Genomic DNA, 23,569 nt, shown 5'->3' with positions numbered 1-23,569 from the left:
TTATGAGGTTTAAGATTTTTTCGGTATTACGAGGAGGGGTTCTACGAGAGAAAAAAGCAGGAAGTGGGGAAAGGTGGAGAGTCGATCTGTAAGCCGGGTTCTGTCGAGGACAGTCATTCCTCTACGATGGCCATCACTGGACATCTTTAGCAACCTACCCGGTTCCAGCGCGGGCCACGCCTTGGAACCCTATTTGGTCTTGCTCCGAGTGGGGTTTACCTAGCCACGAACTGTTGCCAGACGTGCGGTGCGCTCTTACCGCACCTTTTCACCCTTACCGGCACCGAAGTGCTTAGGCGGTTATTTTCTGTGGCACTTTCCGTAGGCTCGCGCCCCCCAGGCGTTACCTGGCACTCCGCCCTATGGAGCCCGGACTTTCCTCCCCCCTTCATTGCGGAACAATGAAAGGCAGCGACTGTCCAATCGACTCTCCGCCGCCAAGGTTAATGGCAGGGCGGCACAAGAACAAGCTTTAATAAGCCTCTCGCCTATTTATGTGACAGGCTGACGGGTATCCCTTACTCCCCTTTTTGCTTCTCCAGCGCCACCTGATACAGAAGGTTCTTGCGCACGCCAGTGATTTCCGCAGCCAGCGCCGCTGCACGCTTGAGGGGCATTTCCTCCAGCAGCAAATCCAGCACGCGGCGAGCTTCGGCGCCAATCGCGTCTTCGCCTTCCGGCTCGCTCCAGCCTGCCACCAAGACCACGCACTCACCGCGCTGCTGATTGCTGTCGCCTTCCACGAACGCGCGAAGCTCACCCAATGGCAGACCTTTCAGTGTCTCAAAGGTTTTGGTCAATTCACGCCCCAGCACTGCCGGACGGTCTGCGCCGAAGATTTCTTCAAGGTCTTGAAGACATTCAAGAATTCGGTGCGGCGCTTCATAGAAGATGACGGTACGCGGTTCTTCTTTCAGCAATTCGAGCCGGGCCTTGCGCCCCACCGACTTGGCCGGAAGAAAGCCTTCGAAGATAAAACGGTCGGAAGGCAGCCCCGCCGCCGACAGTGCCGCGATCAACGCGCACGCCCCTGGCACCGGGACAACTTGAATCCCCGCCGCACGGGCCTGGCGTACCAGGTGATAACCCGGGTCTGAGATCAGCGGGGTACCCGCATCGGAAATCAGCGCCACATCATCGCCTGCTTGCAAACGCGCAATGAAACGGCTGCCTTCGTCCCGCTCGTTGTGTTCGTGGCACGCGGCCAAGGGGGTCGAAATGCCAAAATGCTGCATCAGTCGTAATGAATGCCGGGTATCTTCGGCGGCAATCAGCGACACCTCGCGCAGCACCTTCAAGGCTCGCACGCTCATGTCATCCAGGTTGCCGATCGGCGTGGCCACCACATAAAGCGAGCCTGTAGTGGAATTCAAAGCACCCGGAGCAGTCAAAGCGCACACCTCATGTTCAGTCAAAGCCTGCATTGTACAGGTTAAGGCGACGCAAACAGGGAGATTGAAAAATGGACCGAGGTATTCGCGAGGCGATTCCTGTCGTCGCTGTGGATCAGGGAAACACACTGACTGAAACGCCCGGTTGCGCTTCAAGGCGACTCATATCACGGCATTAACGCCGACAACATCGCGCCCCGGCCAGTGCTTGGGTACAATTCCACGCTTATTTGCTCGAGTATCAGGAACATACACATGATCGCTTGCCTGCGGCTGTTCTCTGCCCTCTGCCTGGCTGCCTTATTGGCCGCTTGTGCCGGTTCGCCCTCCTCCAGTCTTGGCGAACTGCCACGCACACCCGACGCCAGCATCGAGCAGTTGCTCGAACAAGCCGCTGCGGCGAAGACGCCCGATCAGGCCGCGCTGCTGCGACTGACCGCCGCCGACCTGGCAGCCCGCCAGAACAACCCGGGCCGCGCTGCCAGCATTCTCGAACAGGTCCAGCTGGACCAGCTCAAGACCGACAAGCAAATCTACGCCAACACCCTGTCCGCCGAACTGGCGCTGGGCCGCAGTCAGCCGAAGGCTGCGCTGACCGCCCTGAACCACCCGAGCCTGCAGCATCTCGGCGAAATGCCGGTCGATCTGCAAACCCGCACCCACACCGTTCGCGCCCGCGCCCTCGAAGCCGACGGCCAGACCCTCGCAGCCGCCAGCGAACGTGTGTTCATGGGCCCGCTATTGCAAGGTGATGCCCTGAGCGCCAACAACGATGCGATCTGGGCGCTGGTCGCAGCCTTGCCACCTGAGCAACTGCAAAGCACCGCCAATGATGACATGGGCGGCTGGCTGAGCCTGGCACGCGCGGTCAAAGGTGCGGGCACGCTGGAGCAGCAACAGGCGGCCATCGACAATTGGAAGGCACAGAACCCGCAGCACCCTGCCGCCCGCCAATTGCCAACCACCCTCGCCCAACTGCGCGATCTGAAAAGCGAGCCATTGACCAAGATTGCCCTGCTGCTGCCGCAAGACGGTCCGCTGGCTTCGGTGTCCCGCGCCCTGCGTGACGGCTTCATGGCGGCTCACTATCAAGCGCAACAGGCCGGTCAGAAGCCGCCTGCGATTGAAGTCTTCGACAGCTCCCGCGTGACCTCCATGGACGCGTTCTACGCCCAGGCCAAGGCTGCTGGGGTTCAACTGGTAGTAGGTCCGCTGGAAAAGCCGCTGGTCAAACAACTGAGCGCTCACCCACAACTGCCGATCACCACCCTCGCCCTGAACTACAGCGATTCCGGCGCTCAAGGCCCGGCCGAGCTGTTCCAGTTCGGCCTTGCCGCCGAAGACGAAGCCCGCGAGGTTTCCCGTCGCGCCTGGGCCGATGGCAAGCGCAGCGCGGTGGCCATGGTGCCGAAAGGTGAATGGGGCGACCGGGTGCTCGACGCGTTCCGTCAGAGCTGGCAAGCCAAGGGCGGCACCCTGCTGGGCGTCGAACGCATCGATCAGCCGGTACAACTGGCTCAGCAAGTCGCCGACCTGTTCCAACTGCGTAACAGCGAAGGTCGCGCCCAGCGCCTGCAAAGCACCACCGGTGCCCAGGCCGCCGCTCAGCCGACCCGCCGTCAGGACGTCGACTTCATGTTCCTGGCCGCCACGCCGCAACAGGCGCAACAGATCAAACCGACCATGGTTTTCCAGTACGCAGGTGACGTGCCTGTCTACGCCACGTCCCACCTGTTCACCAACAGCAATGACCAAGCGATGTACAACGACCTGGCCGGTGTACGCTTCTGTGAGACCCCTTGGCTGCTGAACGCGAATGACCCACTGCGTCAACAAGTCACCGCGCAATGGCCACAGGCAGCAGGTAGCCTTGGTCGCTTGTACGCCATGGGCATCGACGCGTATCGCCTGGCGCCTCGTCTCACCCAGCTGAAAACCCTGCGGGAAAGCCGCATTGACGGCCTGTCGGGCAGCCTGGCCATCGGTCAGGGCCAGCGTATCGAGCGTCAACTGCCGTGGGCTCAGTTCGTCGATGGCAAGGTGCAGCGCCTGCCGGACACCGCGCCTTGACCTCAGGCAACCCGCGACAGACCGCCGGGCGCGAGGCCGAAGCCTACGCCCTGCGGCACCTGCAGCAACACGGTTTACAGCTGATCACGCAGAACTGGTCATGCAAACGCGGCGAGCTTGATCTGGTCATGCTCGACGGCGATACAGTAGTATTCGTCGAAGTTCGCTATCGGCGCCACGCCGGATGGGGTGGTGCGCTGGAAAGCGTCGATGTTCGCAAGCAGGGAAAGCTCACCCTGGCCGCACAATGGTTTCTGCAAAGCGAGTCGAAATGGGCCAATTCCCCATGCCGCTTCGATGTCGTGGCAATCAATGGCGACCCGGGCGCAGCGCTTGCCCTGAACTGGCTACAGAACGCGTTCGACAGTTGATCGAACGCCCAGAGCACAGCACCAGCACGCTCACCGACACACATAACCCACACCGTTTTTTTTGCTTTTTGCTTTGCGGGCCGCACAGTTTTGTGCCGGGAAGCCGATGACCTGAGTCAGACGCCGCCCGACCAGCCGCCCCTATTAAGGTTTTCATTGATGGACATGCAATCCCGAATTCGCCAGCTTTTTCAGGCCAGCATCGATACCAAGCAACAGGCGATGGACGTTCTTGCACCCTACATCGAACAAGCCAGCCAGGTGATGGTCGGCGCCCTGCTCAGCGACAGCAAGATCCTGGCGTGTGGCAACGGCGGCTCGGCCGGCGACGCACAGCACTTTTCGTCCGAGCTGCTCAACCGTTTCGAACGTGAGCGACCGAGTCTGCCAGCCATCGCGCTGACCACGGACACCTCGACCATCACCTCGATCGCCAACGATTACAGCTACAACGAGATTTTCTCGAAACAGATCCGCGCCCTGGGCCAGGCCAATGACGTCTTGCTGGCCATCTCCACCAGCGGCAACTCCGCCAACATCATTCAGGCCATTCAGGCCGCACATGATCGGGAAATGATTGTCGTGGCCCTGACCGGTCGCGACGGCGGCGACGTGGCCTCGCTGCTGCTGCCTGAGGATGTGGAAATCCGCGTCCCGGCCAAAGTCACCGCGCGCATTCAGGAAGTTCACCTGTTGGTGATCCACTGCCTGTGCTATTTGATCGACAGCCAAATTTTCGGGAGTGAAGAATGATATCCAAACGCCTCAGCTTGCTGGCCCTGACGCTCTGCCTGGGCATCAGCGGATGCAGCTCGGTGATCAACGCCAGCCGCGAAGCCCCGATCGACGACGACCGCGGCACCCGCACCTTCGGCAGCAAGATCGACGACTCGCTGATCGAAACCAAGGTCGCGGTGAACATCGCCAAGGCCAACCCGGACCTGGACAACGCCTCGCATATCGTCGTGACCAGCTTCAACGGCGTCGTGCTGCTGGCCGGTCAGACCCCGCGCGCCGACCTCAAACAGCTGGCCGAGCAGACCGCCAGCCAGGTGCAGAAGGTCAAGAAGGTCAACAACGAGCTGCAAGTCATCGAGCCTTCCTCGGTGCTGGCCCGCAGCAACGACGCGTGGCTGACCAGCAAGATCAAGACGCAGATGCTGACCGACAGCGCCATCCCCGGCTCGCGCATCAAGGTCGTGACCGAGAACGGCATCGTCTACCTGCTCGGCCTGCTGACCCAGGCCGAAGCCACCCGCGCCACCAACCTGGTGCAGGGCGTGAGCGGCGTGCAGAAGATCGTGAAGTTGTTTGAGTACATTGATTGAGGAAAACCGTTTTTAGCGACACGACCTACCGGCGGCAGCGATTTCTGAGGGAGCGAATTTATTTGCGATTGGCCGATCAGGCGGCACATCTCCATTGCCTGACCTACCTTTCGCGAATGAATTCGCTCCCACAGGGTATTTGCACCGCCGGCAAGCCGGACAGCTAAAGGGGAATTGATCGAACCCACAATGGTGTTGAACCCGCCAGACACGCGACACAAAAAAAGGCGATCCCTCGGGATCGCCTTTTTCATTACACGCAGTCAACTCACTTGACCACTTTCAGACTCGGCCGGCCGGTCGGGCGTGGCGGCTCGTCGTCCGGTGGCGGCATGTCGTCATCCACGTCCAGGTCTTCGTCATCATCCACGGCAGGCTCCAGGTCGAAGACCATGCCCTGCCCGTTTTCGCGAGCGTAGATACCCATCACGGCTGAAACCGGCACGTACAAGCTGTGTGGGACGCCGCCGAAGCGGCCTTCAAAGCTCACCGCGTCGTTGTCCATGTGCAAATGACGCACGGCACTTGGCGAAATGTTGAGGACGATCTGACCGTCGTTGGCGAAGCCTTGCGGGACTTGCACCGCCGGGTATTCGGCGTTGACCAGAATGTGCGGCGTACAATCGTTATCCACGATCCACTCGTAGAGCGCGCGGATCAGATAGGGGCGACTGGAGTTCATCGAACGGTTCCTTAGGCCTTAGCGCATGTCGCGTTCGGCACCAGACAGACTTGCCTGGAATGCCTCGCGCGCGAATTGGCGCTCCATATAATCAAGCAGCGGCTTGGCGGGCCGCGGCAATTCGATACCCAGAATCGGCAGGCGCCAGAGTATGGGCAATAGACAGCAGTCGACCAGACTTTGCTCGTCACTGAGGAAAAAAGGCTTTTCCGCAAACAGTGGCGACACGCCGGTCAGACTTTCGCGCAGCTCCTTGCGCGCCTGAACACGGGCAGCTTCTTTGCTGCGAGGGTCCAGAATGATATCCACCAGCCCACACCAGTCGCGCTGAATGCGGTGAATCAGCAAACGGCTGTTGGCGCGGGCGACGGGGTACACCGGCAGTAAAGGCGGATGCGGGTAACGCTCATCCAGGTATTCCATCACGACAGTCGACTCGTACAGCGCCAGGTCCCGGTCGACCAGCGTGGGTACGCTGCCGTACGGATTGACTTCGATCAACTTGGCAGGCTGGGTACCTCCCGCGACATCGATGATCTCGGCGCTGACACCTTTCTCGGCGAGCACGATGCGCACGCGATGGGAATAGTGGTCGGCGGGGTCGGAGTAACAGGCCAACCGGTTGGTCACGCCCATGGCGGTCCTCCTCGCTTGTTGAATTTTCGAAAGCACAAAAAACGAACGCGCCCTGAAGGCGCCTCCGGCAACATCCACAAACAGCAGGTGTTCGTCGCGGGCGACAAGATAGCTCATTTACTCAAAGTAAATTCTGCAATCTTTCGCCCGCCACTATACCCGCTCTGTGGCCATTACCCGAATGAGGCGCCTCAGGGCGCGTGACACTCATCGCCAGATTGGCCTGCCGTCAGTGCACGTCCTTCCAGTATTCGCGCTTGAGCAGGTACGAAAAGACGAACAGGACCGCGAGATAGAGCAGCACATAAGTCCCGATGCGCTGATGCTGAAGCTTGACCGGGTTGGCCGAGTACGCGAGGAAGGTCACCAGGTTCTTCACTTTTTCGTCGAATTGCTCCTCGGTCAACGTACCGGTCTTGGGCACGATGGTCAGTTGATCGCAGGCTTCGTGAGTCAGCGGCGAGCCGGTGAGCGGGTCGTATTGTTTCTTGCCGTCTTCGACCGCCTGCACCTGCTTGCAACCGATCACCTGACGCCCCTGCAACCCGACGAGCACGTTAGGCATGCCCACGTTCGGGAAGACCTTGTTGTTCACGCCCCAAGGCCTTGCAGGGTCCTCATAGAAGGAACGCAGGTAGCCGTAGAGCCAGTCAGTGCCCCTCACCCGCGCCACAAGGGTCAGATCGGGCGGAGCGGCGCCGAACCAGACCTTGGCGTCAGCAGGCTGCATCCCTGCCACCATGTGGTCGCCGATTTTCGCCCCCGTGAACACCAGCTTGTCGAGCATCAGCTCATGAGGAATGCCCAAGTCATCGGCCACCCGCTCGTAGCGCTGGAACTTGGCGCTGTGGCAGCCCATGCAGTAATTGACGAACGTCCGCGCCCCGTCTTGCATCGCGACCTTGTCGGAGACATCGATATCGATGCTTTCCAGGTCTGGCCCGTGTTCACCCGCGAACGACACGAGGGGCAAGGCCGCCAGGAGAAAAACAGCCAGTAGCTTTTTCATCAGCCTGTCACCCTTTCCGGAACCGGCCTGGTCCTCTCCATCCGCGTGTAGAACGGCATCAGAATGAAGTAGGCGAAGTACACGAACGTACACACCTGAGACAGCAAGGCGCGACCCGGACTGGGCGGGAGCACTCCCAGAATGCCAAGGATGACGAACGCGACGCAGAACAACACCAGCCAGACCCGGCTCAGCCAGCCCTTGTAACGCATGGACTTCACCGGGCTTCGGTCCAGCCACGGCAACACGAACAGCACGGCAATCGCCGCGCCCATGGCCATGACCCCCATCAGCTTGTCAGGGATCGCCCGCAAAATGGCGTAGAACGGGGTGAAGTACCAGACCGGTGCGATGTGCTCCGGTGTCTTGAACGCATTGGCCTGTTCGAAGTTGGGTTTTTCGAGGAAGTACCCGCCCATCTCGGGAAAGAAGAACACGATCGAACAGAAAATAAACAGAAAGACCACGACCCCGACGATGTCCTTGACGGTGTAGTACGGGTGAAACGCGATGCCGTCGAGCGGCTTGCCGTTTTCGTCCTTGTATTTCTTGATGTCGACGCCGTCCGGGTTGTTCGAGCCGACCTCGTGCAGCGCCAGAATGTGGAGCACCACCAACCCGAGAATCACGATGGGCAGCGCCACCACATGCAAGGCGAAGAAGCGATTCAGGGTGATACCGGAAATCAGGTAGTCACCGCGTATCCACTGCGTCAGGTCATTACCAATCACTGGAATCGCACCGAACAGCGAGATGATCACCTGCGCGCCCCAATACGACATTTGCCCCCAGGGCAGCAGATAGCCCATGAACGCTTCGGCCATCAGCGCCAGGTAAATCAACATCCCGAAGATCCATACCAACTCCCGGGGCTTCTGATAGGAGCCATAGAGCAATCCGCGAAACATGTGCAGGTAGACGACGATAAAGAACGCCGAGGCGCCCGTGGAGTGCAGCAGGCGCAGGATGGAGCCGTATTCAACGTCGCGCATGATGTATTCGACGGACGCGAACGCTTCTTCGGCCGAGGGCGTGTAGCTCATCGTCAACCAGACCCCGGTCACGATCTGATTGACCAGCACCAGCAGGGCCAGCGAGCCGAAAAAATAGAAGAAGTTGAAGTTCTTGGGGGCGTAATACTTGCTGAGGTGGTCTTCCCACATTGACGTCGCAGGAAACCGTGCATCGATCCAGTCCATGAATTTGCTCATTACGCTTTCTCCTGATCGACACCAATGACGATGATTGAGTCCGACTCGTAGGAATGCGGCGGCACTGGCAAATTCAGCGGTGCAGGTTGCGCCTTGTAGACGCGTCCGGCCAGGTCGTAATGGGAGCCGTGACAAGGGCAGAAATAACCGCCCACCCAGTCCTTGCCCAGGTCAGCCGGGGCGATTTCCGGGCGAAAGGTCGGAGAACAACCGAGGTGGGTGCAAATCCCGATCAGCAACAGCATTTCCGGCTTGATCGAGCGAACGACCGGGTCAACATAGGCGGGCTGGGTTGAATTTTTGGATTCCGGGTCAGACAGCTGATCGGTGAGCTTGCCCAGATTGCTGAGGATTTCAGGGGTGCGGTGGACGATGAATACGGGCTGCCCGCGCCACTCCGCGATCATTTGCTGACCCGGCTCAATCTTGCTGACGTTGACCTTGACGGGCGCGCCTGCCGCCTTGGCCTTCGCGCTGGGGAACCATGACCCCACGAACGGGACCGCAGCTCCAACCGCTCCTGCGGCGCCCACCACAGAGGTGGCTGCGACGAGGAAGCGACGCCGGCCTGCATTCACGCCGTCATTGCTCATTCCGTCCTCTCCCATCAGCTTGTAGAAGCCCGCTTGGTCAGGCTTCCCTGTGCATTATTATCTAGCTGCCAAACGTCCTGCCGATGGGTAACCAACGCCCCTCCTGGTCAAAAGGGGATTACCTTTCGGTTTAAACCGGGAGGCCTTGTATAACGCGGCGCCCACGGATGATTCGTCTCGTCACACTGAATAATAGACGTCCATAAAAAAACGCCCAGTTCCTTGAGGAAACTGAGCGTTCTTTTTGAACGAAAGCGAATTAACGCTTCGAGTACTGCGGACGCTTACGCGCTTTACGCAGACCGACTTTCTTACGTTCAACTTCACGAGCATCGCGAGTCACGAAGCCTGCTTTGCGCAGTGCGCTACGCAGGGTTTCGTCGTAGGACATCAGAGCGCGGGTGATACCGTGGCGGATTGCGCCAGCTTGACCACTCACACCGCCGCCGATGACGGTGACGTAGATGTCGAATTTTTCAACAGTCTCGGTCAGTTCCAGCGGCTGACGAACTACCATGCGGGCAGTTTCGCGACCGAAGAACGAATCCAGCGAGCGGTTGTTGATGGAGATGTTACCGGTACCTGGACGCAGGAAAACGCGTGCGGTTGCGGTCTTGCGACGGCCAGTGCCGTAATTTTGAGTCGCCGACATAATGAACTATTCCGTTAAAACTTCAGTTCTTGGGGCTGCTGAGCAGTATGAGGGTGTGCAGCGCCCGCATAGACTTTCAGCTTACGATACATGTCGCGACCCAGCGGGTTCTTGGGCAGCATGCCTTTGACCGCGGTCTCGATCACGCGCTCAGGAGCTTTGGCGATCAGCTTTTCAAAGTTGATCGACTTGATCCCGCCCGGGAAACCGGAGTGAGAGTAGTAGATCTTGTCGGTGGTCTTGGCACCAGTGACGCGGATTTGCTCAGCGTTGATCACGACGATGTAGTCGCCAGTGTCGACGTGCGGAGTGTATTCCGGCTTGTGTTTGCCACGCAGACGGCTCGCGATCTCAGTGGCCAGACGACCCAGGGTCTGACCAGCAGCATCGACGACGAACCAGTCGCGCTTTACTGTTTCCGGTTTAGCGGTAAAAGTTTTCATTCTTTATAGCCTCAAAGGCCGCCCTGAAAAATAGACGGCGGAGCATACTCATTAGTACGGTCTTTGACAAGTCAAAGGCCGCCGGGCACGAACGCTATAGGGGGCTCGGGTCAGCGCGTTCGATCGCAGCGGTGTCTGTGTGGCGGGGCATCACTCCCACGACAAAGAGACGCGGAATTATCCAGATTGCGAAAAAAATTTCAACCTGCTTTTATGGCTGTTTTCTAAAGGAGAGCCAGATGGACTATCGCAAACTGGGCAGAACCGACCTGAATGTCAGCGCTATCTGCCTCGGCACGATGACCTGGGGCGAGCAAAACAGCGAGTCCGAGGCCTTCGCCCAGATCCAGCGGGCCAAAGATGCCGGTATCAATTTCATGGATACCGCCGAGATGTACCCGGTCCCACCCAAGAAAGAAACCTACGCCAGCACCGAAATCATCATCGGTAACTGGTTCAAGAAAAGCGGTGATCGCGCCGACTGGATCCTCGCCAGCAAGATTGCCGGTCCCGGCAACGGCATCGATTACATCCGCGACGGCCATCTGAAATTCAACCGTGACCACATCGTGGCCGCCGTGGATGCCAGCCTGAAACGCCTGCAAACCGACTATCTGGACCTGTACCAGCTGCACTGGCCGGAGCGCAGCACCAACTTCTTCGGCAAATTGGGCTACACCCACAGCGATGAAACCTTCACCCCGCTGCTGGAAACCCTTCAGGTGCTTGACGAGCAGGTGAAAGCGGGCAAGATCCGCCACGTCGGCCTGTCCAATGAAACGCCGTGGGGCACGATGAAGTACCTGGCAGAATCCGACGCTCATGGTCTGGCGCGCCCGGTGTCCATCCAGAACCCGTACAACTTGCTCAACCGCAGCTTTGAAGTAGGTCTGGCAGAGGTTGCCATTCGCGAGCAATGCGGTCTGTTGGCCTATTCGCCGCTGGCGTTTGGTTTGCTGTCGGGCAAATACGCCAACGGCGCCCGCCCAGCGAAAGGCCGCCTGAGCCTCTACAGCCGTTTCACCCGCTACTTCAACCCGCAATCGGAGGCGGCCTGCGCCCGCTACGTCGCACTGGCCCGTGAGCATGGTCTGGACCCGGCGCAAATGGCGCTGGCGTTTGTGACCAGCCGTGCGTTCGTGACCAGCAACATCATCGGCGCCACCACGCTGGAGCAGCTGGACAGCAACCTGGCGAGCGCAGAGTTGGTGCTGTCGGAGGAAGTGTTGGCGGGGATCGAGGCGATTCACAAGGATCAGCCGAACCCTGCGCCGTAAGCTCACTCGCAGACGCTGACTAACCACTGTGGGAGCGAATTCATTCGCGAGAGGCCTGTTCATCCGATACTCATCTGTTGGATGTACCACCGAATCGCGAATGAATTCGCTCCCACAGGGTTTCACAGCAACCGTTCCACCCGAGCCCGCTTACCCCGCAGTTACAAAGACCTCGCAATGATCTCCTTCATGATCTCGTTGGTTCCGGCGTAAATCCGCTGCACCCGCGCATCCGCCCACGCCCGTGCAATCGGGTATTCCCACATGAAGCCGTAACCGCCATGCAGCTGCACGCATTCGTCGAGCACCTTGCACTGCAGGTCTGTCGCCCAGTACTTGGCCATTGCCGCCGTAGGGACATCCAGCTTGCCTCCCAGGTGCAATTCCAAACAGCGATCAACGAAGACCCGGCCGATCTGCACTTCGGTGGCGATTTCCGCCAGCTTGAATCGGGTGTTCTGAAAATCGGCAATCGCCTGTCCGAACGCCTTGCGCTCACGGGTGTAGTCCAGCGTCCACTGCAACGCCGCCTCGGCCGAGGCAATCGCGCCAATGGCCACGGTCAGGCGCTCTTGGGGCAACTCCTGCATCAGGTACGCGAAGCCCATTCCCGACTGGCCCAGCAGATTTTCCTTGGGCACGCGGACGTCCTGAAAGAACAGCTCCGACGTGTCCTGAGCCTTCATGCCGACTTTTTCCAGGCGCTTGCCCTTCTCGAAGCCTGGCGTGCCCGCCTCCACCAGAAACAGGCTGGTGCCCTTCGCACCCGCTTTGGGATCGGTTTTGGCGACGACGATCACCAGGTCCGCGAGAAAACCATTGGTGATGAAGGTCTTGGAGCCGTTGATGACGTACTCGTCGCCGTCCAGCACCGCCGTAGTCTTCACCCCTTGCAGGTCAGAGCCCGCGCCCGGTTCGGTCATCGCGATGGCCGTTACGATCTCGCCCGAGACCATCTTCGGTAAATATTTCTGCTTCAGCGCCTCGCTGCCGTAATGCAGGAGATAGGGCGCGACGATGTCCGAATGCAGGGAAAATCCGATGCCGGTCAGGCCGAGTCGGTAGATTTCTTCGATCACGACCGTGGTGTAGAGAAAGTCAGCGGCCATGCCGCCGTATTCCTCAGGCAGGTGCGAGCACAACATGCCCTGCTCTCCCGCGCGGTTCCAGAGCGTGCGGTCAATGTGTCCTTGCTTCTCCCATTGCGCGTGAAACGGCGCGGCTTCCTGTTCCAGAAACCTGCGGACGCTGTCGCGGAAAAGCTCATGCTCGGAGCTGAAGAGCGTTCTTGGAAGCATGGGACACCTTGGCGTGAGGGATTGTCGGACAGGGTTGCTGCGAGAGCGTATGCCGTGTCGATTGACGACGACACTGGACACATCCGACAAAAAATAAGACGATCACGCCGTTGCTTGACCACTTTCCCATATAAGAACAACAGATTATGTCTATTCAACAAAACGTGCCGTTGCGGCGCGTCAGCATCCTCGCGATCGACGGGATCTTCGCCTCCACACTGACCCAGGCCAAGGACTTCTTCCATCTGGCCAGCCTGCGCTACGGCAAACAGCTGGGCCAGGGCCTCAAAGCCGCGTTTGAAACCCGCCTCGTCAGCCCCGACGGGCAACAGGTGCGCAGCTTCAGTGAAGTCGTGTTGCCCGTGGACGGCGCGCTCGAAAACGCCGACATCATCATCCTCCCCGCCTTCGTCGACAATTTCGACACCTTGCGCGCTCGCTACCCGCAGATTTTGCCGTGGCTTCGGGGGCAACATGCCCGGGGCGCCGTGCTGTGCGGTGAAGCCAGCGGTGTGTTCTGGCTGGCTGAATCTGGCCTGCTGGATGGCAAGGAGGCCACCACCTACTGGCGTTTCTTCAATGAGTTCGCCGAGCGTTTCCCGAACGTCCTGCTCAATCAGGAAAAGCACCTGACCGACGCCGACAACCTGTATTGCGCAGGCGGCACGATTTCGGCGTGCGATCTGTACATCTATCTGATCGAGCGCTTCTGCGGCGCCAACGTGGCACAGACCGTGGCCCGCGACATTCTGTACGAAGTGCAGCGCAGCTACTCACCGGGTCGGATGGGGTTTGGCGGGCAGAAGCTGCACCAGGACGTGATCATCCTGCAAATCCAGCACTGGCTCGAAGAGCATTTCGCCGACAAATTCCGTTTCGAAGACGTGGCGCGGGAACACGGCATGAGCATTCGCAACTTCATGCGCCGCTTCCAGACCGCTACCGGCGACAAGCCGCTGCACTACCTGCAACGCCTGCGCATCGAAACGGCGAAAGGCCTGCTGTCGGGCTCGCGCAAAAGCATCAAAACCATCAGCTATGAAGTCGGCTACGACGACGCGAGCTTCTTCGCACGGCTGTTCCGGCAACATACCGAGCTGTCGCCAAATCAGTATCGGCAGCAGTTCCAGCAGGCGGCCTAAGAGCAGCTTCAAGCTGCGAGCTTCAAGCTGCAAGAGGGATCAGCAGTGGGTTCGCCGAATCTGTCCGGCCAATCGACGGTAGCGTCCGAAAATCGCTACCGTCGGCATGACAGAAGATTACAGAAGAATCACCGCGCCCTCTTGCAGCTTGCAGCTCAAAACTCGCAGCTGCTTCTAAGGTTTATGTGCGCGCGACAAAAACTCGTGGGACTGCATTTCCAGCAACCGGCTCAGCGTGCGCTGGAATTCGAAATTCAGGCGTCCGCCGGTGTAGAGGTCTTTCAGCTCGACTTCGGCCGAAATGATCAACTTGACGTTGCGGTCGTAGAACTCGTCGACCATGTTGATGAAGCGGCGAGCGATGTCGTCGGTGGTGACGCTCATCTGCTCCACACCACTGAGCAGCACGGCGTGGAAGATCTTGCCGAGTTCGATGTAGTCGTTCTGGCTACGCGGGCCGTCGCACAGCTCACGGAAGTCGAACCAGGCCACGTCATCGCAGGTGCGCAACGCTTTGATCTGGCGGTTTTCGATGATCAACACATCGTTTTCAATGGCCTTGGTGCATTCCGGGGTCAGCGCGCGGAAGCTTTTGCGCATGCTGTCCTGGGCCGCCTCGTTCAACGGGAAGTGAAACAGCTCGGCCTGCTCCAGGTGACGCAGACGATAGTCCACGCCGCTGTCGACGTTGACGATGTCGGTGTTCTGCTTGATCAGCGCGATGGCAGGCAGGAAACGCGCACGTTGCAGACCGTCCTTATAAAGACCGTCCGGCACGATGTTCGAGGTGGCCACCAGCGTTACGCCGTTCTTGAACAGCTCTTCCATCAGCGTGCCGAGGATCATGGCGTCGGTGATGTCGGAGACGAAGAATTCGTCGAAGCAGATGACCCGAGCCTCGCCCGCGAACTGCTTGGCGATCAGCGTCAGCGGGTTCTTCTCACCCTTGAGGTTCTTCATTTCTTCGTGCACACGCTTCATGAAGCGGTGAAAGTGCGTGCGCATCTTGTCTTGAAACGGCAGCGCTTCGAAAAAGGTGTCGACCAGGTACGTCTTGCCACGGCCTACGCCGCCCCAGAAATACAGGCCCTTGATCACCGTGACTTCTTTCTTGCCGAACAGCTTGCCGAACAGGCCAGGCTTGTTTTCATGTGCTGCGACCAGATCGTCGTACAGACGCTGCAGATGGCGCACAGCGTTTTCCTGAGCGGCATCGTGGAAGAATTCGGGCTTTTTAAGGTCGTTCTGGTAGCTTTCTAGGGGCGTCATGGTCTTTAGCTAGGGAGCAAAAACGGGCCGCCACTGTAGCGATGGCCCGCTGTAATGGCAATTAATCCTGTTGTGGCGTCAGGGCCAGTTTCAGGCTCTCGACCGCAGCGTCGCGGGCAGTGGCGTCAGCAAAGGTCGGACTGTCGGCGACACATGCCCCTTCCAGCCACACCGTGAAGCCGTTGCCTTCTGTCCGAATGTCCAGCGCGCCGCCTTGTTGCAGCTGTTTGGTCACCGCGCCCGCAGCCTTGCCGTCTGCAAAATTGCGCGACAGCAGCAGTTGCTCGCCATCGGCGGCCAACAGGCGGAAACGGAAGCTGCCGTCGTCTTCACGGAAACTGACGAAGCGTGCGCCCTTGCTGGCTTTCTTCTTGGTCGCGGCAACGGTTTGCGTGGTCTCGCGGAAGGAACGCAAGCCCACCGCTTCGCGCAGTTCGCCCAGGAACGGCGTAGCAATACGACGAGCCTTCTGAGCACCGGCCAACAGAATGTCTTCCAGATCCGCCGGGCGTTCAATCAGACGATGGTAGTTCTCACGGGCCTCGCCCAGCTCGCTGTCGAGCAACTGGAACAGACGCTGCTTGGCGTCGCCCCAGCCCAGACCTTGCAGCAGGTCGGCACGGAATTCGTCGCTCTGGGCCTTGCTGGCGAACGCCTGGTACAAGGTGAACAGGTGCGAGTTGTCCGGGTCCTTGGCTTCGCCTGGCAGGCGCGAGTCGGTGACGATGCGCGAGATCGCGTCCTTCATCTCCTTCGCGTTGCTGAACAGCGGAATGGTGTTGTCGTAGCTCTTCGACATCTTGCGACCGTCGAGGCCTGGCAGTGTCGCCACGCTTTCCTCGATCAGCGCTTCCGGCATGACGAAGAACTCTTTGCCCTGGCCGAACAGGTGGTTGAAACGCTGGCCGATGTCGCGGGCCATTTCAACGTGCTGAATCTGGTCGCGCCCCACAGGCACTTGATGCGCGTTGAACATCAGGATGTCGGCCGCCATCAACACCGGGTAGCTGAACAAGCCCATGGTGATGCCCGCATCCGGGTCTTCACCGGCTTCGACGTTCTTGTCCACCGACGCTTTGTAAGCATGGGCGCGGTTGAGCAGGCCTTTACCCGCCACGCAGGTCAGCAGCCAGGTCAGTTCCGGGATTTCCGGGATGTCGGACTGGCGATAGAAGGTCACTCGATCGACATCCAGACCGGCCGCCAGCCAGGTCGCGGCGATTTCCAGGCGCGAGCGCTGGATGCGCAGCGGGTCATCACATTTGATCAGGGCGTGGTAGTCGGCCAGGAAATAGAACGAATCAGCGTCGCTCTGGCGGCTGGCGACAATGGCCGGGCGAATGGCTCCGGCGTAGTTGCCCAAGTGGGGCGTACCGGTGGTGGTGATTCCGGTCAAGATACGAGTGGTCATGGCGGGTCGCTTATTCTGGGTGCAGCAATCAGTTCGAAAGGCGCGGCAGGACCAGATCCTTGAGGTCGGTCAGCTTGCCGTGGAAAAAGTGTCCGCATTCTGCCACTTTCAGCAGCTCATGGGGGCGCGAGAGTGCGTCAGACCAGGCATATACGAGTTGTGGGTCAACCACTTCATCGGTTTCCGGCTGAATCAGGGTCAGTGGCCCTTTTTGCGGGAGGGCGCTCGGGTCGGCAATGCGCATGACAGCAGGCGCAACCATGAACAGGTGATTCAAGGTTTCACCCTTGGCTTCGAGACGCCCGCCGAGGGTGGCCGCGACGAAACCGCCGAAGGAAAACCCGAACAGCGTCATGGGCAGGTCCGGATGTTTTTCGCGAAACCAGGTGGCAGCGGCTTCAGCATCATCGACTTCGCCCTGCCCCATGTCCGAACTGCCAGCGCTGGCGCCAACACCCCGATAATTGAAACGCAAGGTAATGTATCCCGCGTCGCGGGCGGTACGTTGCAGAGTCGAGATGACTTTGTTGAGCATCGTGCCGCCCTGAACCGGGTTAGGATGGCAGATCAGCGCCAGGCCCTTGGCCCCTTCCAGATCAAGGTACAGGGCTTCGAGTTGGCCCACCGGGCCGTCGATGAATACAGGGGTTTCACGCATGAGCAAGAATGAACTCCGTGACCTTCAATTGGGTCGACTCGTCTAGCTGATTGTCTGTGGCTGGCATGTCGGCGACGCGTCGCCGCTATACAGCGCAGGTTCGAGCCGTTAACGTAAAGCAAAGCCGTTTATAGAGGAAGGACTCGTGGATTACTCGCTCTTAGTTTGGTTGCTGCCGACTATCGCCCTGATCGTTGGTGTCGCCATCGGTTTCTTCGTGGCGCGTGCGCTGCCCAATGCCGCGCCTAACAGCACTCAGCGCCAGCTGGATGACGTTCAGGAGCGTTTCGACACGTATCAGAACGAGGTGGTCACCCACTTCAACAGCACGGCTAACCTGGTGCAAAAGCTGTCCCAGAGCTATCAGGATGTTCAGGAACATTTGGCCGAAGGCGCGAACCGTCTGGCCACCGACGACATCACCCGTCAACGCCTGCTCGCTGCGCTGCACCCGGATGCACTGCAAGCGCCTCGCGACCGCCTGACACCGCCGCGCACTGCCGCAGAGCCTCCACGTGACTACGCGCCAAAAGCGCCGAACACGCCGGGCATGCTGGACGAGCATTACGGTCTGAAAAAGTAAGCGAGTCTGCAATCACGAGCCCGCCCCTGAGGTGATCAGGGGCGGGCTTTTTTGTGGGCTTTCGGAAATGCCTTACGCATTTACCGGACCCGGCCGGTTCCGACGTTTCGCAATAACCCCTAAGCTCGCCCCCGTTTTTCGGGAGGGCTCATGGACATCATCAAAACAGTCGCGGCATGCGTCGCGCTGACAGGTTGCGTTTCAGCAGATTGCGTCAGGGATTGCTACATCACAGAGCAACGGGAGTATGAGACGAAGTGGGAACAGCTGTGCGAGAAGCACACGTTTGATCAGCGGTGTGAGGGGCGATCGCCTTCGCGGTTGGCGTTGTGATCGTCGTTGATCCGGACAGTGGAAGCGGGTTTGCGCGGTCTCCTGTGGGAGCGAATTCATTCGCGAGACGCCAGTACATCCGATCAATTTCTGTCGGATGCGCCACCGCTCGCGAATGAATTCGCTCCTACAGGTGGAATGCGTTGCACCTGGAATGACTCGAACAAAAGACCCGCCATCGCTGGCGGGTCTTTTGTGAATCGAACAACGCTTAGATCGCGCCGCGTGCCCGCAGCAGGTCCAGCACTTGCTTGACGCTGTCTTCGACGTTCAGCGTTTGGGTGTCGATCACCAGATCGGCATCCAGCGGCACGTCGTACGGGAAGGACTCACCCGGGATGTTGTCCTTGTCCGCCGCGTAGAGACCTTGCGGGTCGCGTTCGCGACACACCTGAGGCGACGCCTGAACGTAGACGGTGATCAGACGATCATCGCCGATCAGCGCCTTGGCGTTCGAACGACCTGCTGCATCCGGCGCCACGAACGCTGCCAGGGTCAGCAGGCCCGCTTCGTTGAACTGGCGCGCTACGTGGGCGGCACGACGCCAGTTCTCGGTACGACCGGCGCGGTCCTGCGGCAGACCTTTGTTCAGGTCGTGGCGCAGGTTCTGGCCGTCGAGGACAAACACCGCACGGCCCATGTCGAACAGCTTGCGCTCCACGGCGTAGGCCAGCGTGCTCTTGCCCGCGCCCGACAAGCCGCTGAACAGCACGGTAGCCGGCTTCTGACCAAAACGCTGAGCGCGCTCTTCGACCGAGACGTGAGCCAGCGCGCCGTGATGACTGCCATGACCGCCTGTGCCCGGCTTGGCGATGATCATGCCTGCCGCGACGGTGCCGTTGGTCAAACGGTCGATGACAATGAACGCGCCGGTGGTGCGGTTGCTGTCGTAGCCGTCCAGCGCGATGGGCGCGTCGAGGCTGATCTTCACGCGGCCGATTTCGTTCAGCTGCAGCGCGCTGGCAGGGCCCTCTTCCAGCGTGTTCACATCGACCCGGTGGGTGATGCTGGCAATCGAACCCGGCACGTAGGACGTGGCGCGCTTGATGTCGTATTTCTTGCCCGGCAGCATCGGCTCTTCGGCCATCCACACCAGCATGGCGTCGAAGGCGTCAGCCACTTGCGGAACGTTGTCGGCGTGCACCAACAGGTCGCCCCGGGAGATGTCGATTTCGTCTTCCATAGTCAGGGTCACGGCCTGACCCGGGCCTGCGTGCTCCAGTTCACCTTCGAAGGTGACGATGGATTTCACGCGGCTGGTCTTGCCCGACGGCAGCACGACAATGTCGTCGCCTTTGCGCACGATGCCGCTGGCCAGCGTACCGGCGAAGCCACGGAAGTTCAGGTTCGGGCGGTTGACGTACTGCACCGGGAAGCGCAGATCGTCGAGGTTGCGGTCGCCCGCGATCTCGACCGTTTCGAGGATTTCCATCAGCGACTTGCCGGTGTACCACGGCGAGCGGTCGCTCTTGTTCACGACGTTGTCGCCCTTGAGCGCCGACATCGGAACGAATTCCATGGTGGTCGGCTTGAGCGCGATACGGTCGGCAAACTTCAGGTAATCGGCCTTGATCTGCTCGAAGATCGTTTCGTCGAAGCCATTGAGGTCCATCTTGTTGATGGCAACCACGATGTGCTTGATGCCCAGCAGCGATGCAATGTAGCTGTGGCGGCGGGTCTGGGTCTGCACGCCATAACGGGCGTCGACCAGGATGATCGCCAGGTCACAGGTGGACGCACCGGTGGCCATGTTGCGGGTGTACTGCTCATGGCCGGGAGTGTCGGCAATGATGAACTTGCGCTTCGACGTCGAGAAGTAGCGATACGCAACGTCGATGGTGATGCCCTGCTCACGCTCGGCTTGCAGACCGTCCACCAGCAGCGCCAGGTCGACGTCATCGCCGGTGGTGCCGGACTTCTTGGAATCACGGGTGATGGCTTCCAGATGATCTTCGTAGATCATCTTGGAGTCGTGCAGCAGACGGCCGATCAGCGTGCTCTTGCCGTCGTCGACGTTGCCACAGGTCAGGAAGCGCAGCATCTCTTTACGTTCGTGCTGGCCCAGGTAGGCGAGGATGTCCTCGCTGATCAAATCAGATTGATGCGACATGACAACCCCTTAGAAATAACCTTGACGTTTTTTATCTTCCATCGAGCCCGCACCATCGTGGTCGATGACTCGGCCTTGGCGCTCGGAAGTTCGCGTCAGGAGCATTTCCTGAATGATGTCCGTCAGGGTCTCGGCTTCCGACTCGACAGCGCCCGTCAACGGGTAGCAGCCCAGGGTGCGGAAACGCACTTTCTTTTTGACGATGCGCGCTTTTTCCTCGTCGGTGAGGTGCTCAAGGATGCGGTCGTCGTCGATCATGATCAGGGTGCCGTTCTTCTCGATGACTTCACGCTCGGCTGCGAAGTACAGCGGGACGATCGGGATGCCTTCCAGATAGATGTACTGCCAGATGTCCAGCTCGGTCCAGTTGGAGAGCGGGAACACGCGGATCGATTCGCCTTTGTTGACGTTGCCGTTGTAGACGTTCCACAGCTCGGGGCGCTGGTTTTTCGGGTCCCAGCGGTGCTTGCTGTCGCGGAAGGAATACACGCGCTCCTTGGCGCGGGATTTTTCTTCGTCGCGGCGGGCGCCACCGAAGGCGGCGTCGAAGCCGTGCTTGTCCAGCGCCTGTTTCAGGCCTTGGGTTTTCATGATGTCGGTGTGCTTGGAGCTGCCGTGGGTGAACGGGTTGATGTCCTGCGCCACGCCTTCCGGGTTGATGTGGGTGATGAGCTCAAGGCCCATCTCCTCGACCATCTTGTCGCGGAAGCGGTACATTTCCTGGAATTTCCACCGCGTGTCGACGTGCATCACCGGGAACGGCAGCTTGCCCGGAAAGAACGCCTTGCGCGCCAGGTGCAGCATCACGGCGGAGTCCTTGCCGATCGAGTACAGCATCACCGGGTTATCGAACTCGGCGGCGACCTCGCGGATGATGTGGATGCTTTCCGCCTCCAGCTGTTTCAGATGCGTCAGTTTGTCGACCATGGTTACTCACGGGATAACGTACTTGTGTGGAGAGCCTGCGGGCTCTGTCGAGCGAGGCACTTTATCATGAGGCCCGATTCTAATCAGCGACCCCTATAGATCGAAACGGTCTAACCATATAGCTCGGGATTCGGTTGATTCATCAGATTGGATTCGGGCAATCGATGAACAAATGCTCCAACGCGAAACGCCGCGCCAGGTAATCACCCAAGGCCTGCACGCCATAACGCTCGGTGGCGTGGTGCCCTGCAGCGATGAAGCTGATGTCGTTTTCCCGCGCGCTGTGGAAAGTCTGCTCTGAGGCCTCACCGCTCAAGTACAGATCGACACCCGCCAGAACGGCCTGATCGATATAGCCCTGCCCGCCTCCCGTGCACCAACCGACGCGCCGAATCATTTTGCTGCCTTCTATAAGGAGGGGTTCCCGGCCCAGCGTACTTTGCACGCGGTGGGCAAAATCCCGTGGGGTCATGGGCTCGGACAGCGAACCTACCAACCCGACGATGCGGGGATTGTCCGGATCCAGCGGCCCCTCCACCGTAATGTCCAGCTGCCGCGCCAATTGCACGTTATTGCCCACCTCGGCATGCAAATCCAGCGGCAGGTGATAGGCCAGCAAGCCGATGTCGTGCTTGAGCAGGGTCTTGAGGCGCCGTTGCTTCATGCCGGTGATGCACGGGTTTTCGCCTTTCCAGAAATAACCGTGATGCACCAGTACCAGGTCGGCATTCGCCTCGACCGCAGCATCAAGCAGTGCCTGGCTGGCCGTCACACCGGAGACGATTCGGGTGACCTGTGGGCGCCCCTCGACCTGCAGACCGTTGGGGCAATAATCCTGAACCCGGGCGCTGCCCAGATAGCGGTCGGCCTCCTCGACGAGAGTGCTCAGAGAAACAGCCATAAAAGTCTCCTAAATTTGCAGTTCAGACCGTCCCGGTCCTCGTATAATGCCCGCCATTATGGCGCAGGTAAGCTGCGTATCTACCCTCAGGACCTTGCTCAATGTTCAAAGCGCTGCGTTTTCTCGGCTGGCCATTGCTCGCTGGTGTGCTTATCGCTTTATTGATTATCCAGCGCTACCCCCAGTGGGTCGGCCTGCCCAGTCAGGACGTCAACCTGCAACAGGCGCCACAGACCGCGTTCATTCAACAGGGCCCGGTGTCTTACGCCGACGCCGTGAGCAGCGCGGCCCCGGCCGTGGCCAACCTGTACACGACCAAGATGGTCAACAACAAACCGAATCATCCGCTGTTCGAAGACCCTCAGTTCCGCCGCTTCTTCGGCGATAACCTGCCCAAGCAGCGCCGAATGGAGTCGAGTCTGGGGTCGGCGGTGATCATGAGCCCCGAGGGCTATCTGCTGACCAACAACCACGTGACTTCTGGCGCTGACCAGATTGTCGTGGCGCTGAAGGACGGCCGGGAAACCATCGCTCGCGTGATTGGCAGCGACCCGGAAACTGACCTCGCGGTGCTGAAGATCGACCTGAAAAACCTGCCCTCCATTACCCTAGGCAGTTCCGACAGCATTCGTATCGGTGACGTCGCGCTGGCCATTGGTAACCCGTTCGGCGTCGGCCAGACCGTGACCATGGGCATCATCAGCGCCACGGGCCGTAATCAGTTGGGGCTTAACACCTACGAAGATTTCATTCAGACCGACGCGGCCATCAACCCCGGCAACTCCGGCGGCGCGCTGGTGGACGCCAACGGCAATCTGACCGGGATCAACACGGCGATCTTCTCCAAGTCGGGCGGTTCGCAGGGCATTGGCTTCGCGATTCCGACCAAGCTGGCGCTGGAGGTCATGAAGTCGATCATCGAGCACGGCCAGGTGATTCGTGGCTGGTTGGGCATCGAAGTGCAGCCGCTGACTCAGGAACTGGCAGAGTCCTTCGGTTTGAAAGACCGTCCGGGCATCGTCGTCGCCGGGATTTTCCGCGACGGGCCTGCGCAGAAAGCCGGTCTGCAATTGGGCGACGTGATCTTGAGCATCAACGGCGAACCTGCGGGCGATGGTCGCAAGTCGATGAATCAGGTGGCGCGGACCAAGCCTTCCGAGAAGATTGCGATTCAGGTGATGCGCAACGGGAAGGAATTGAAGCTGATGGCTGAGGTAGGGTTGCGTCCGCCACAGACACCGCCGCCTGCGGCTGACGAGTGATCCCGGAGCATC

23 protein-coding genes and 1 other RNA gene are annotated in these 23,569 nt (G+C 59.6%); 8 read left to right on the top strand and 16 right to left on the bottom strand.

Annotated features, from left to right (window positions below; all coding sequences use genetic code 11):
- Positions 1-73: 73 nt before the first annotated feature.
- Positions 74-431: RNase P RNA component class A (gene rnpB / locus GVN17_RS17310), an RNA gene on the bottom strand.
- Positions 432-518: 87 nt separating this feature from the next.
- Complete coding sequence (gene rsmI, locus GVN17_RS17305) at positions 519-1,424, bottom strand: 16S rRNA (cytidine(1402)-2'-O)-methyltransferase (protein WP_166596473.1); 906 nt, start codon at positions 1,422-1,424, stop codon at positions 519-521.
- Between the two features lie 222 nt (positions 1,425-1,646).
- Between rsmI and GVN17_RS17300 the strand changes: the two genes are divergently transcribed.
- The 4 genes from GVN17_RS17300 to GVN17_RS17285 all read left to right on the top strand — a co-directional run bounded on the left by GVN17_RS17300 (position 1,647) and on the right by GVN17_RS17285 (position 5,160).
- Complete coding sequence (locus GVN17_RS17300; RefSeq protein ID WP_166596472.1) at positions 1,647-3,461, top strand: penicillin-binding protein activator; 1,815 nt, start codon at positions 1,647-1,649, stop codon at positions 3,459-3,461.
- Positions 3,458-3,832: a YraN family protein gene (locus GVN17_RS17295; protein ID WP_166596471.1), complete on the top strand. Its 375-nt coding sequence runs from the start codon at positions 3,458-3,460 to the stop codon at positions 3,830-3,832. Before GVN17_RS17300 ends, GVN17_RS17295 begins: the two co-directional genes overlap by 4 nt.
- Before the next feature lie 159 nt (positions 3,833-3,991).
- Positions 3,992-4,585, top strand: a complete 594-nt coding sequence (locus GVN17_RS17290; protein WP_166596470.1) for a phosphoheptose isomerase — start codon at positions 3,992-3,994, stop codon at positions 4,583-4,585.
- Complete coding sequence (locus tag GVN17_RS17285; RefSeq protein ID WP_166596469.1) at positions 4,582-5,160, top strand: BON domain-containing protein; 579 nt, start codon at positions 4,582-4,584, stop codon at positions 5,158-5,160. Before GVN17_RS17290 ends, GVN17_RS17285 begins: the two co-directional genes overlap by 4 nt.
- 268 nt (positions 5,161-5,428) lie before the next feature.
- Here GVN17_RS17285 and GVN17_RS17280 read toward each other — a convergent pair whose 3' ends face one another.
- From GVN17_RS17280 to rplM, 7 genes are all read right to left on the bottom strand, one after another.
- The gene (locus GVN17_RS17280; protein ID WP_093461845.1) at positions 5,429-5,842 is read right to left on the bottom strand and encodes a ClpXP protease specificity-enhancing factor; all 414 of its coding nucleotides are present in this window, start codon (positions 5,840-5,842) and stop codon (positions 5,429-5,431) included.
- A gap of 18 nt (positions 5,843-5,860) precedes the next feature.
- Positions 5,861-6,478 carry a glutathione S-transferase N-terminal domain-containing protein gene (locus GVN17_RS17275; protein WP_166596468.1) on the bottom strand — a complete coding sequence of 206 codons (618 nt, stop codon included), beginning with the start codon at positions 6,476-6,478 and terminating at the stop codon, positions 5,861-5,863.
- A gap of 229 nt (positions 6,479-6,707) precedes the next feature.
- On the bottom strand, positions 6,708-7,487 hold the full coding sequence (locus GVN17_RS17270) for a cytochrome c1 (protein WP_166596467.1): 780 nt from the start codon (positions 7,485-7,487) through the stop codon (positions 6,708-6,710).
- Positions 7,487-8,698 carry a cytochrome bc complex cytochrome b subunit gene (locus tag GVN17_RS17265; protein WP_166596466.1) on the bottom strand — a complete coding sequence of 404 codons (1,212 nt, stop codon included), beginning with the start codon at positions 8,696-8,698 and terminating at the stop codon, positions 7,487-7,489. The genes GVN17_RS17270 and GVN17_RS17265 overlap by 1 nt, the downstream gene beginning before the upstream one ends.
- A complete protein-coding gene (gene petA / locus GVN17_RS17260; RefSeq protein WP_166596465.1) occupies positions 8,698-9,291 on the bottom strand; it encodes a ubiquinol-cytochrome c reductase iron-sulfur subunit in 594 nt (197 codons plus the stop codon). Before petA ends, GVN17_RS17265 begins: the two co-directional genes overlap by 1 nt.
- Before the next feature lie 259 nt (positions 9,292-9,550).
- The gene (rpsI, locus tag GVN17_RS17255; protein WP_166596464.1) at positions 9,551-9,943 is read right to left on the bottom strand and encodes a 30S ribosomal protein S9; all 393 of its coding nucleotides are present in this window, start codon (positions 9,941-9,943) and stop codon (positions 9,551-9,553) included.
- Positions 9,944-9,957: 14 nt separating this feature from the next.
- Positions 9,958-10,386, bottom strand: coding sequence for a 50S ribosomal protein L13 (rplM, locus tag GVN17_RS17250; protein ID WP_019693576.1), 429 nt, complete (start codon positions 10,384-10,386; stop codon positions 9,958-9,960).
- 239 nt (positions 10,387-10,625) lie between these two features.
- Between rplM and GVN17_RS17245 the strand changes: the two genes are divergently transcribed.
- Complete coding sequence (locus tag GVN17_RS17245) at positions 10,626-11,663, top strand: NADP(H)-dependent aldo-keto reductase (RefSeq protein ID WP_166596463.1); 1,038 nt, start codon at positions 10,626-10,628, stop codon at positions 11,661-11,663.
- A gap of 161 nt (positions 11,664-11,824) precedes the next feature.
- Here GVN17_RS17245 and GVN17_RS17240 read toward each other — a convergent pair whose 3' ends face one another.
- On the bottom strand, positions 11,825-12,961 hold the full coding sequence (locus tag GVN17_RS17240; protein WP_166596462.1) for an acyl-CoA dehydrogenase family protein: 1,137 nt from the start codon (positions 12,959-12,961) through the stop codon (positions 11,825-11,827).
- Between the two features lie 245 nt (positions 12,962-13,206).
- Here GVN17_RS17240 and GVN17_RS17235 point away from each other — a divergent pair, with 245 nt between their 5' ends.
- Positions 13,207-14,103, top strand: coding sequence for a GlxA family transcriptional regulator (locus GVN17_RS17235; RefSeq protein ID WP_178115740.1), 897 nt, complete (start codon positions 13,207-13,209; stop codon positions 14,101-14,103).
- 174 nt (positions 14,104-14,277) lie between these two features.
- Here the strand turns inward: GVN17_RS17235 and zapE are convergent, their stop codons facing one another.
- The 3 genes from zapE to GVN17_RS17220 form a co-directional block, all read right to left on the bottom strand.
- The gene (gene zapE, locus GVN17_RS17230) at positions 14,278-15,372 is read right to left on the bottom strand and encodes a cell division protein ZapE (protein ID WP_166596460.1); all 1,095 of its coding nucleotides are present in this window, start codon (positions 15,370-15,372) and stop codon (positions 14,278-14,280) included.
- A gap of 61 nt (positions 15,373-15,433) precedes the next feature.
- Positions 15,434-16,783, bottom strand: a complete 1,350-nt coding sequence (locus GVN17_RS17225) for a tryptophan--tRNA ligase (protein ID WP_166596459.1) — start codon at positions 16,781-16,783, stop codon at positions 15,434-15,436.
- A gap of 28 nt (positions 16,784-16,811) precedes the next feature.
- Positions 16,812-17,441, bottom strand: a complete 630-nt coding sequence (locus GVN17_RS17220; RefSeq protein WP_166596458.1) for an alpha/beta hydrolase — start codon at positions 17,439-17,441, stop codon at positions 16,812-16,814.
- A gap of 145 nt (positions 17,442-17,586) precedes the next feature.
- On the opposite strand from GVN17_RS17220, the gene GVN17_RS17215 reads away from it, so the two are divergent.
- Positions 17,587-18,024, top strand: coding sequence for a ZapG family protein (locus GVN17_RS17215; protein WP_166596457.1), 438 nt, complete (start codon positions 17,587-17,589; stop codon positions 18,022-18,024).
- Between the two features lie 544 nt (positions 18,025-18,568).
- Here the strand turns inward: GVN17_RS17215 and cysN are convergent.
- The 3 genes from cysN to GVN17_RS17200 all read right to left on the bottom strand — a co-directional run bounded on the left by cysN (position 18,569) and on the right by GVN17_RS17200 (position 22,295).
- Entirely contained in the window at positions 18,569-20,467 is a 1,899-nt protein-coding gene (cysN, locus tag GVN17_RS17210) for a sulfate adenylyltransferase subunit CysN (protein ID WP_166596456.1), read from the bottom strand.
- A 9-nt stretch (positions 20,468-20,476) separates the two neighbouring features.
- A complete protein-coding gene (gene cysD, locus GVN17_RS17205; protein ID WP_062384278.1) occupies positions 20,477-21,394 on the bottom strand; it encodes a sulfate adenylyltransferase subunit CysD in 918 nt (305 codons plus the stop codon).
- 142 nt (positions 21,395-21,536) lie between these two features.
- Complete coding sequence (locus GVN17_RS17200) at positions 21,537-22,295, bottom strand: Nif3-like dinuclear metal center hexameric protein (protein ID WP_166596455.1); 759 nt, start codon at positions 22,293-22,295, stop codon at positions 21,537-21,539.
- A 101-nt stretch (positions 22,296-22,396) separates the two neighbouring features.
- Between GVN17_RS17200 and algW the strand changes: the two genes are divergently transcribed.
- Positions 22,397-23,557: a Do family serine endopeptidase AlgW gene (gene algW, locus GVN17_RS17195; protein ID WP_166596454.1), complete on the top strand. Its 1,161-nt coding sequence runs from the start codon at positions 22,397-22,399 to the stop codon at positions 23,555-23,557.
- Positions 23,558-23,569 lie beyond the last annotated feature (12 nt).

Origin of the sequence: Pseudomonas sp. SLFW, assembly GCF_009905615.1 — a bacterium.
In the GTDB taxonomy this organism is placed as follows: domain Bacteria; phylum Pseudomonadota; class Gammaproteobacteria; order Pseudomonadales; family Pseudomonadaceae; genus Aquipseudomonas; species Aquipseudomonas bambusae.
The sequence above is the reverse complement of the archived record's forward strand: the minus strand, read 5'-3'. Positions and strand labels throughout refer to the sequence as shown.

Coding starts and splice junctions, on each gene's coding strand:
- GVN17_RS17270 (WP_166596467.1), bottom strand. CDS start 7,487: ATGAAAAAGCTACTGGCTGTTTTTCTCCTGGCGGCCTTGCCCCTCGTG.
- GVN17_RS17265 (WP_166596466.1), bottom strand. CDS start 8,698: ATGAGCAAATTCATGGACTGGATCGATGCACGGTTTCCTGCGACGTCA.
- GVN17_RS17275 (WP_166596468.1), bottom strand. CDS start 6,478: ATGGGCGTGACCAACCGGTTGGCCTGTTACTCCGACCCCGCCGACCAC.
- GVN17_RS17220 (WP_166596458.1), bottom strand. CDS start 17,441: ATGCGTGAAACCCCTGTATTCATCGACGGCCCGGTGGGCCAACTCGAA.
- GVN17_RS17280 (WP_093461845.1), bottom strand. CDS start 5,842: ATGAACTCCAGTCGCCCCTATCTGATCCGCGCGCTCTACGAGTGGATC.
- GVN17_RS17285 (WP_166596469.1), top strand. CDS start 4,582: ATGATATCCAAACGCCTCAGCTTGCTGGCCCTGACGCTCTGCCTGGGC.
- GVN17_RS17300 (WP_166596472.1), top strand. CDS start 1,647: ATGATCGCTTGCCTGCGGCTGTTCTCTGCCCTCTGCCTGGCTGCCTTA.
- GVN17_RS17290 (WP_166596470.1), top strand. CDS start 3,992: ATGGACATGCAATCCCGAATTCGCCAGCTTTTTCAGGCCAGCATCGAT.
- rsmI (WP_166596473.1), bottom strand. CDS start 1,424: ATGCAGGCTTTGACTGAACATGAGGTGTGCGCTTTGACTGCTCCGGGT.
- GVN17_RS17200 (WP_166596455.1), bottom strand. CDS start 22,295: ATGGCTGTTTCTCTGAGCACTCTCGTCGAGGAGGCCGACCGCTATCTG.
- algW (WP_166596454.1), top strand. CDS start 22,397: ATGTTCAAAGCGCTGCGTTTTCTCGGCTGGCCATTGCTCGCTGGTGTG.
- GVN17_RS17245 (WP_166596463.1), top strand. CDS start 10,626: ATGGACTATCGCAAACTGGGCAGAACCGACCTGAATGTCAGCGCTATC.
- zapE (WP_166596460.1), bottom strand. CDS start 15,372: ATGACGCCCCTAGAAAGCTACCAGAACGACCTTAAAAAGCCCGAATTC.
- cysD (WP_062384278.1), bottom strand. CDS start 21,394: ATGGTCGACAAACTGACGCATCTGAAACAGCTGGAGGCGGAAAGCATC.
- GVN17_RS17240 (WP_166596462.1), bottom strand. CDS start 12,961: ATGCTTCCAAGAACGCTCTTCAGCTCCGAGCATGAGCTTTTCCGCGAC.
- cysN (WP_166596456.1), bottom strand. CDS start 20,467: ATGTCGCATCAATCTGATTTGATCAGCGAGGACATCCTCGCCTACCTG.
- petA (WP_166596465.1), bottom strand. CDS start 9,291: ATGAGCAATGACGGCGTGAATGCAGGCCGGCGTCGCTTCCTCGTCGCA.
- GVN17_RS17225 (WP_166596459.1), bottom strand. CDS start 16,783: ATGACCACTCGTATCTTGACCGGAATCACCACCACCGGTACGCCCCAC.
- rplM (WP_019693576.1), bottom strand. CDS start 10,386: ATGAAAACTTTTACCGCTAAACCGGAAACAGTAAAGCGCGACTGGTTC.
- rpsI (WP_166596464.1), bottom strand. CDS start 9,943: ATGTCGGCGACTCAAAATTACGGCACTGGCCGTCGCAAGACCGCAACC.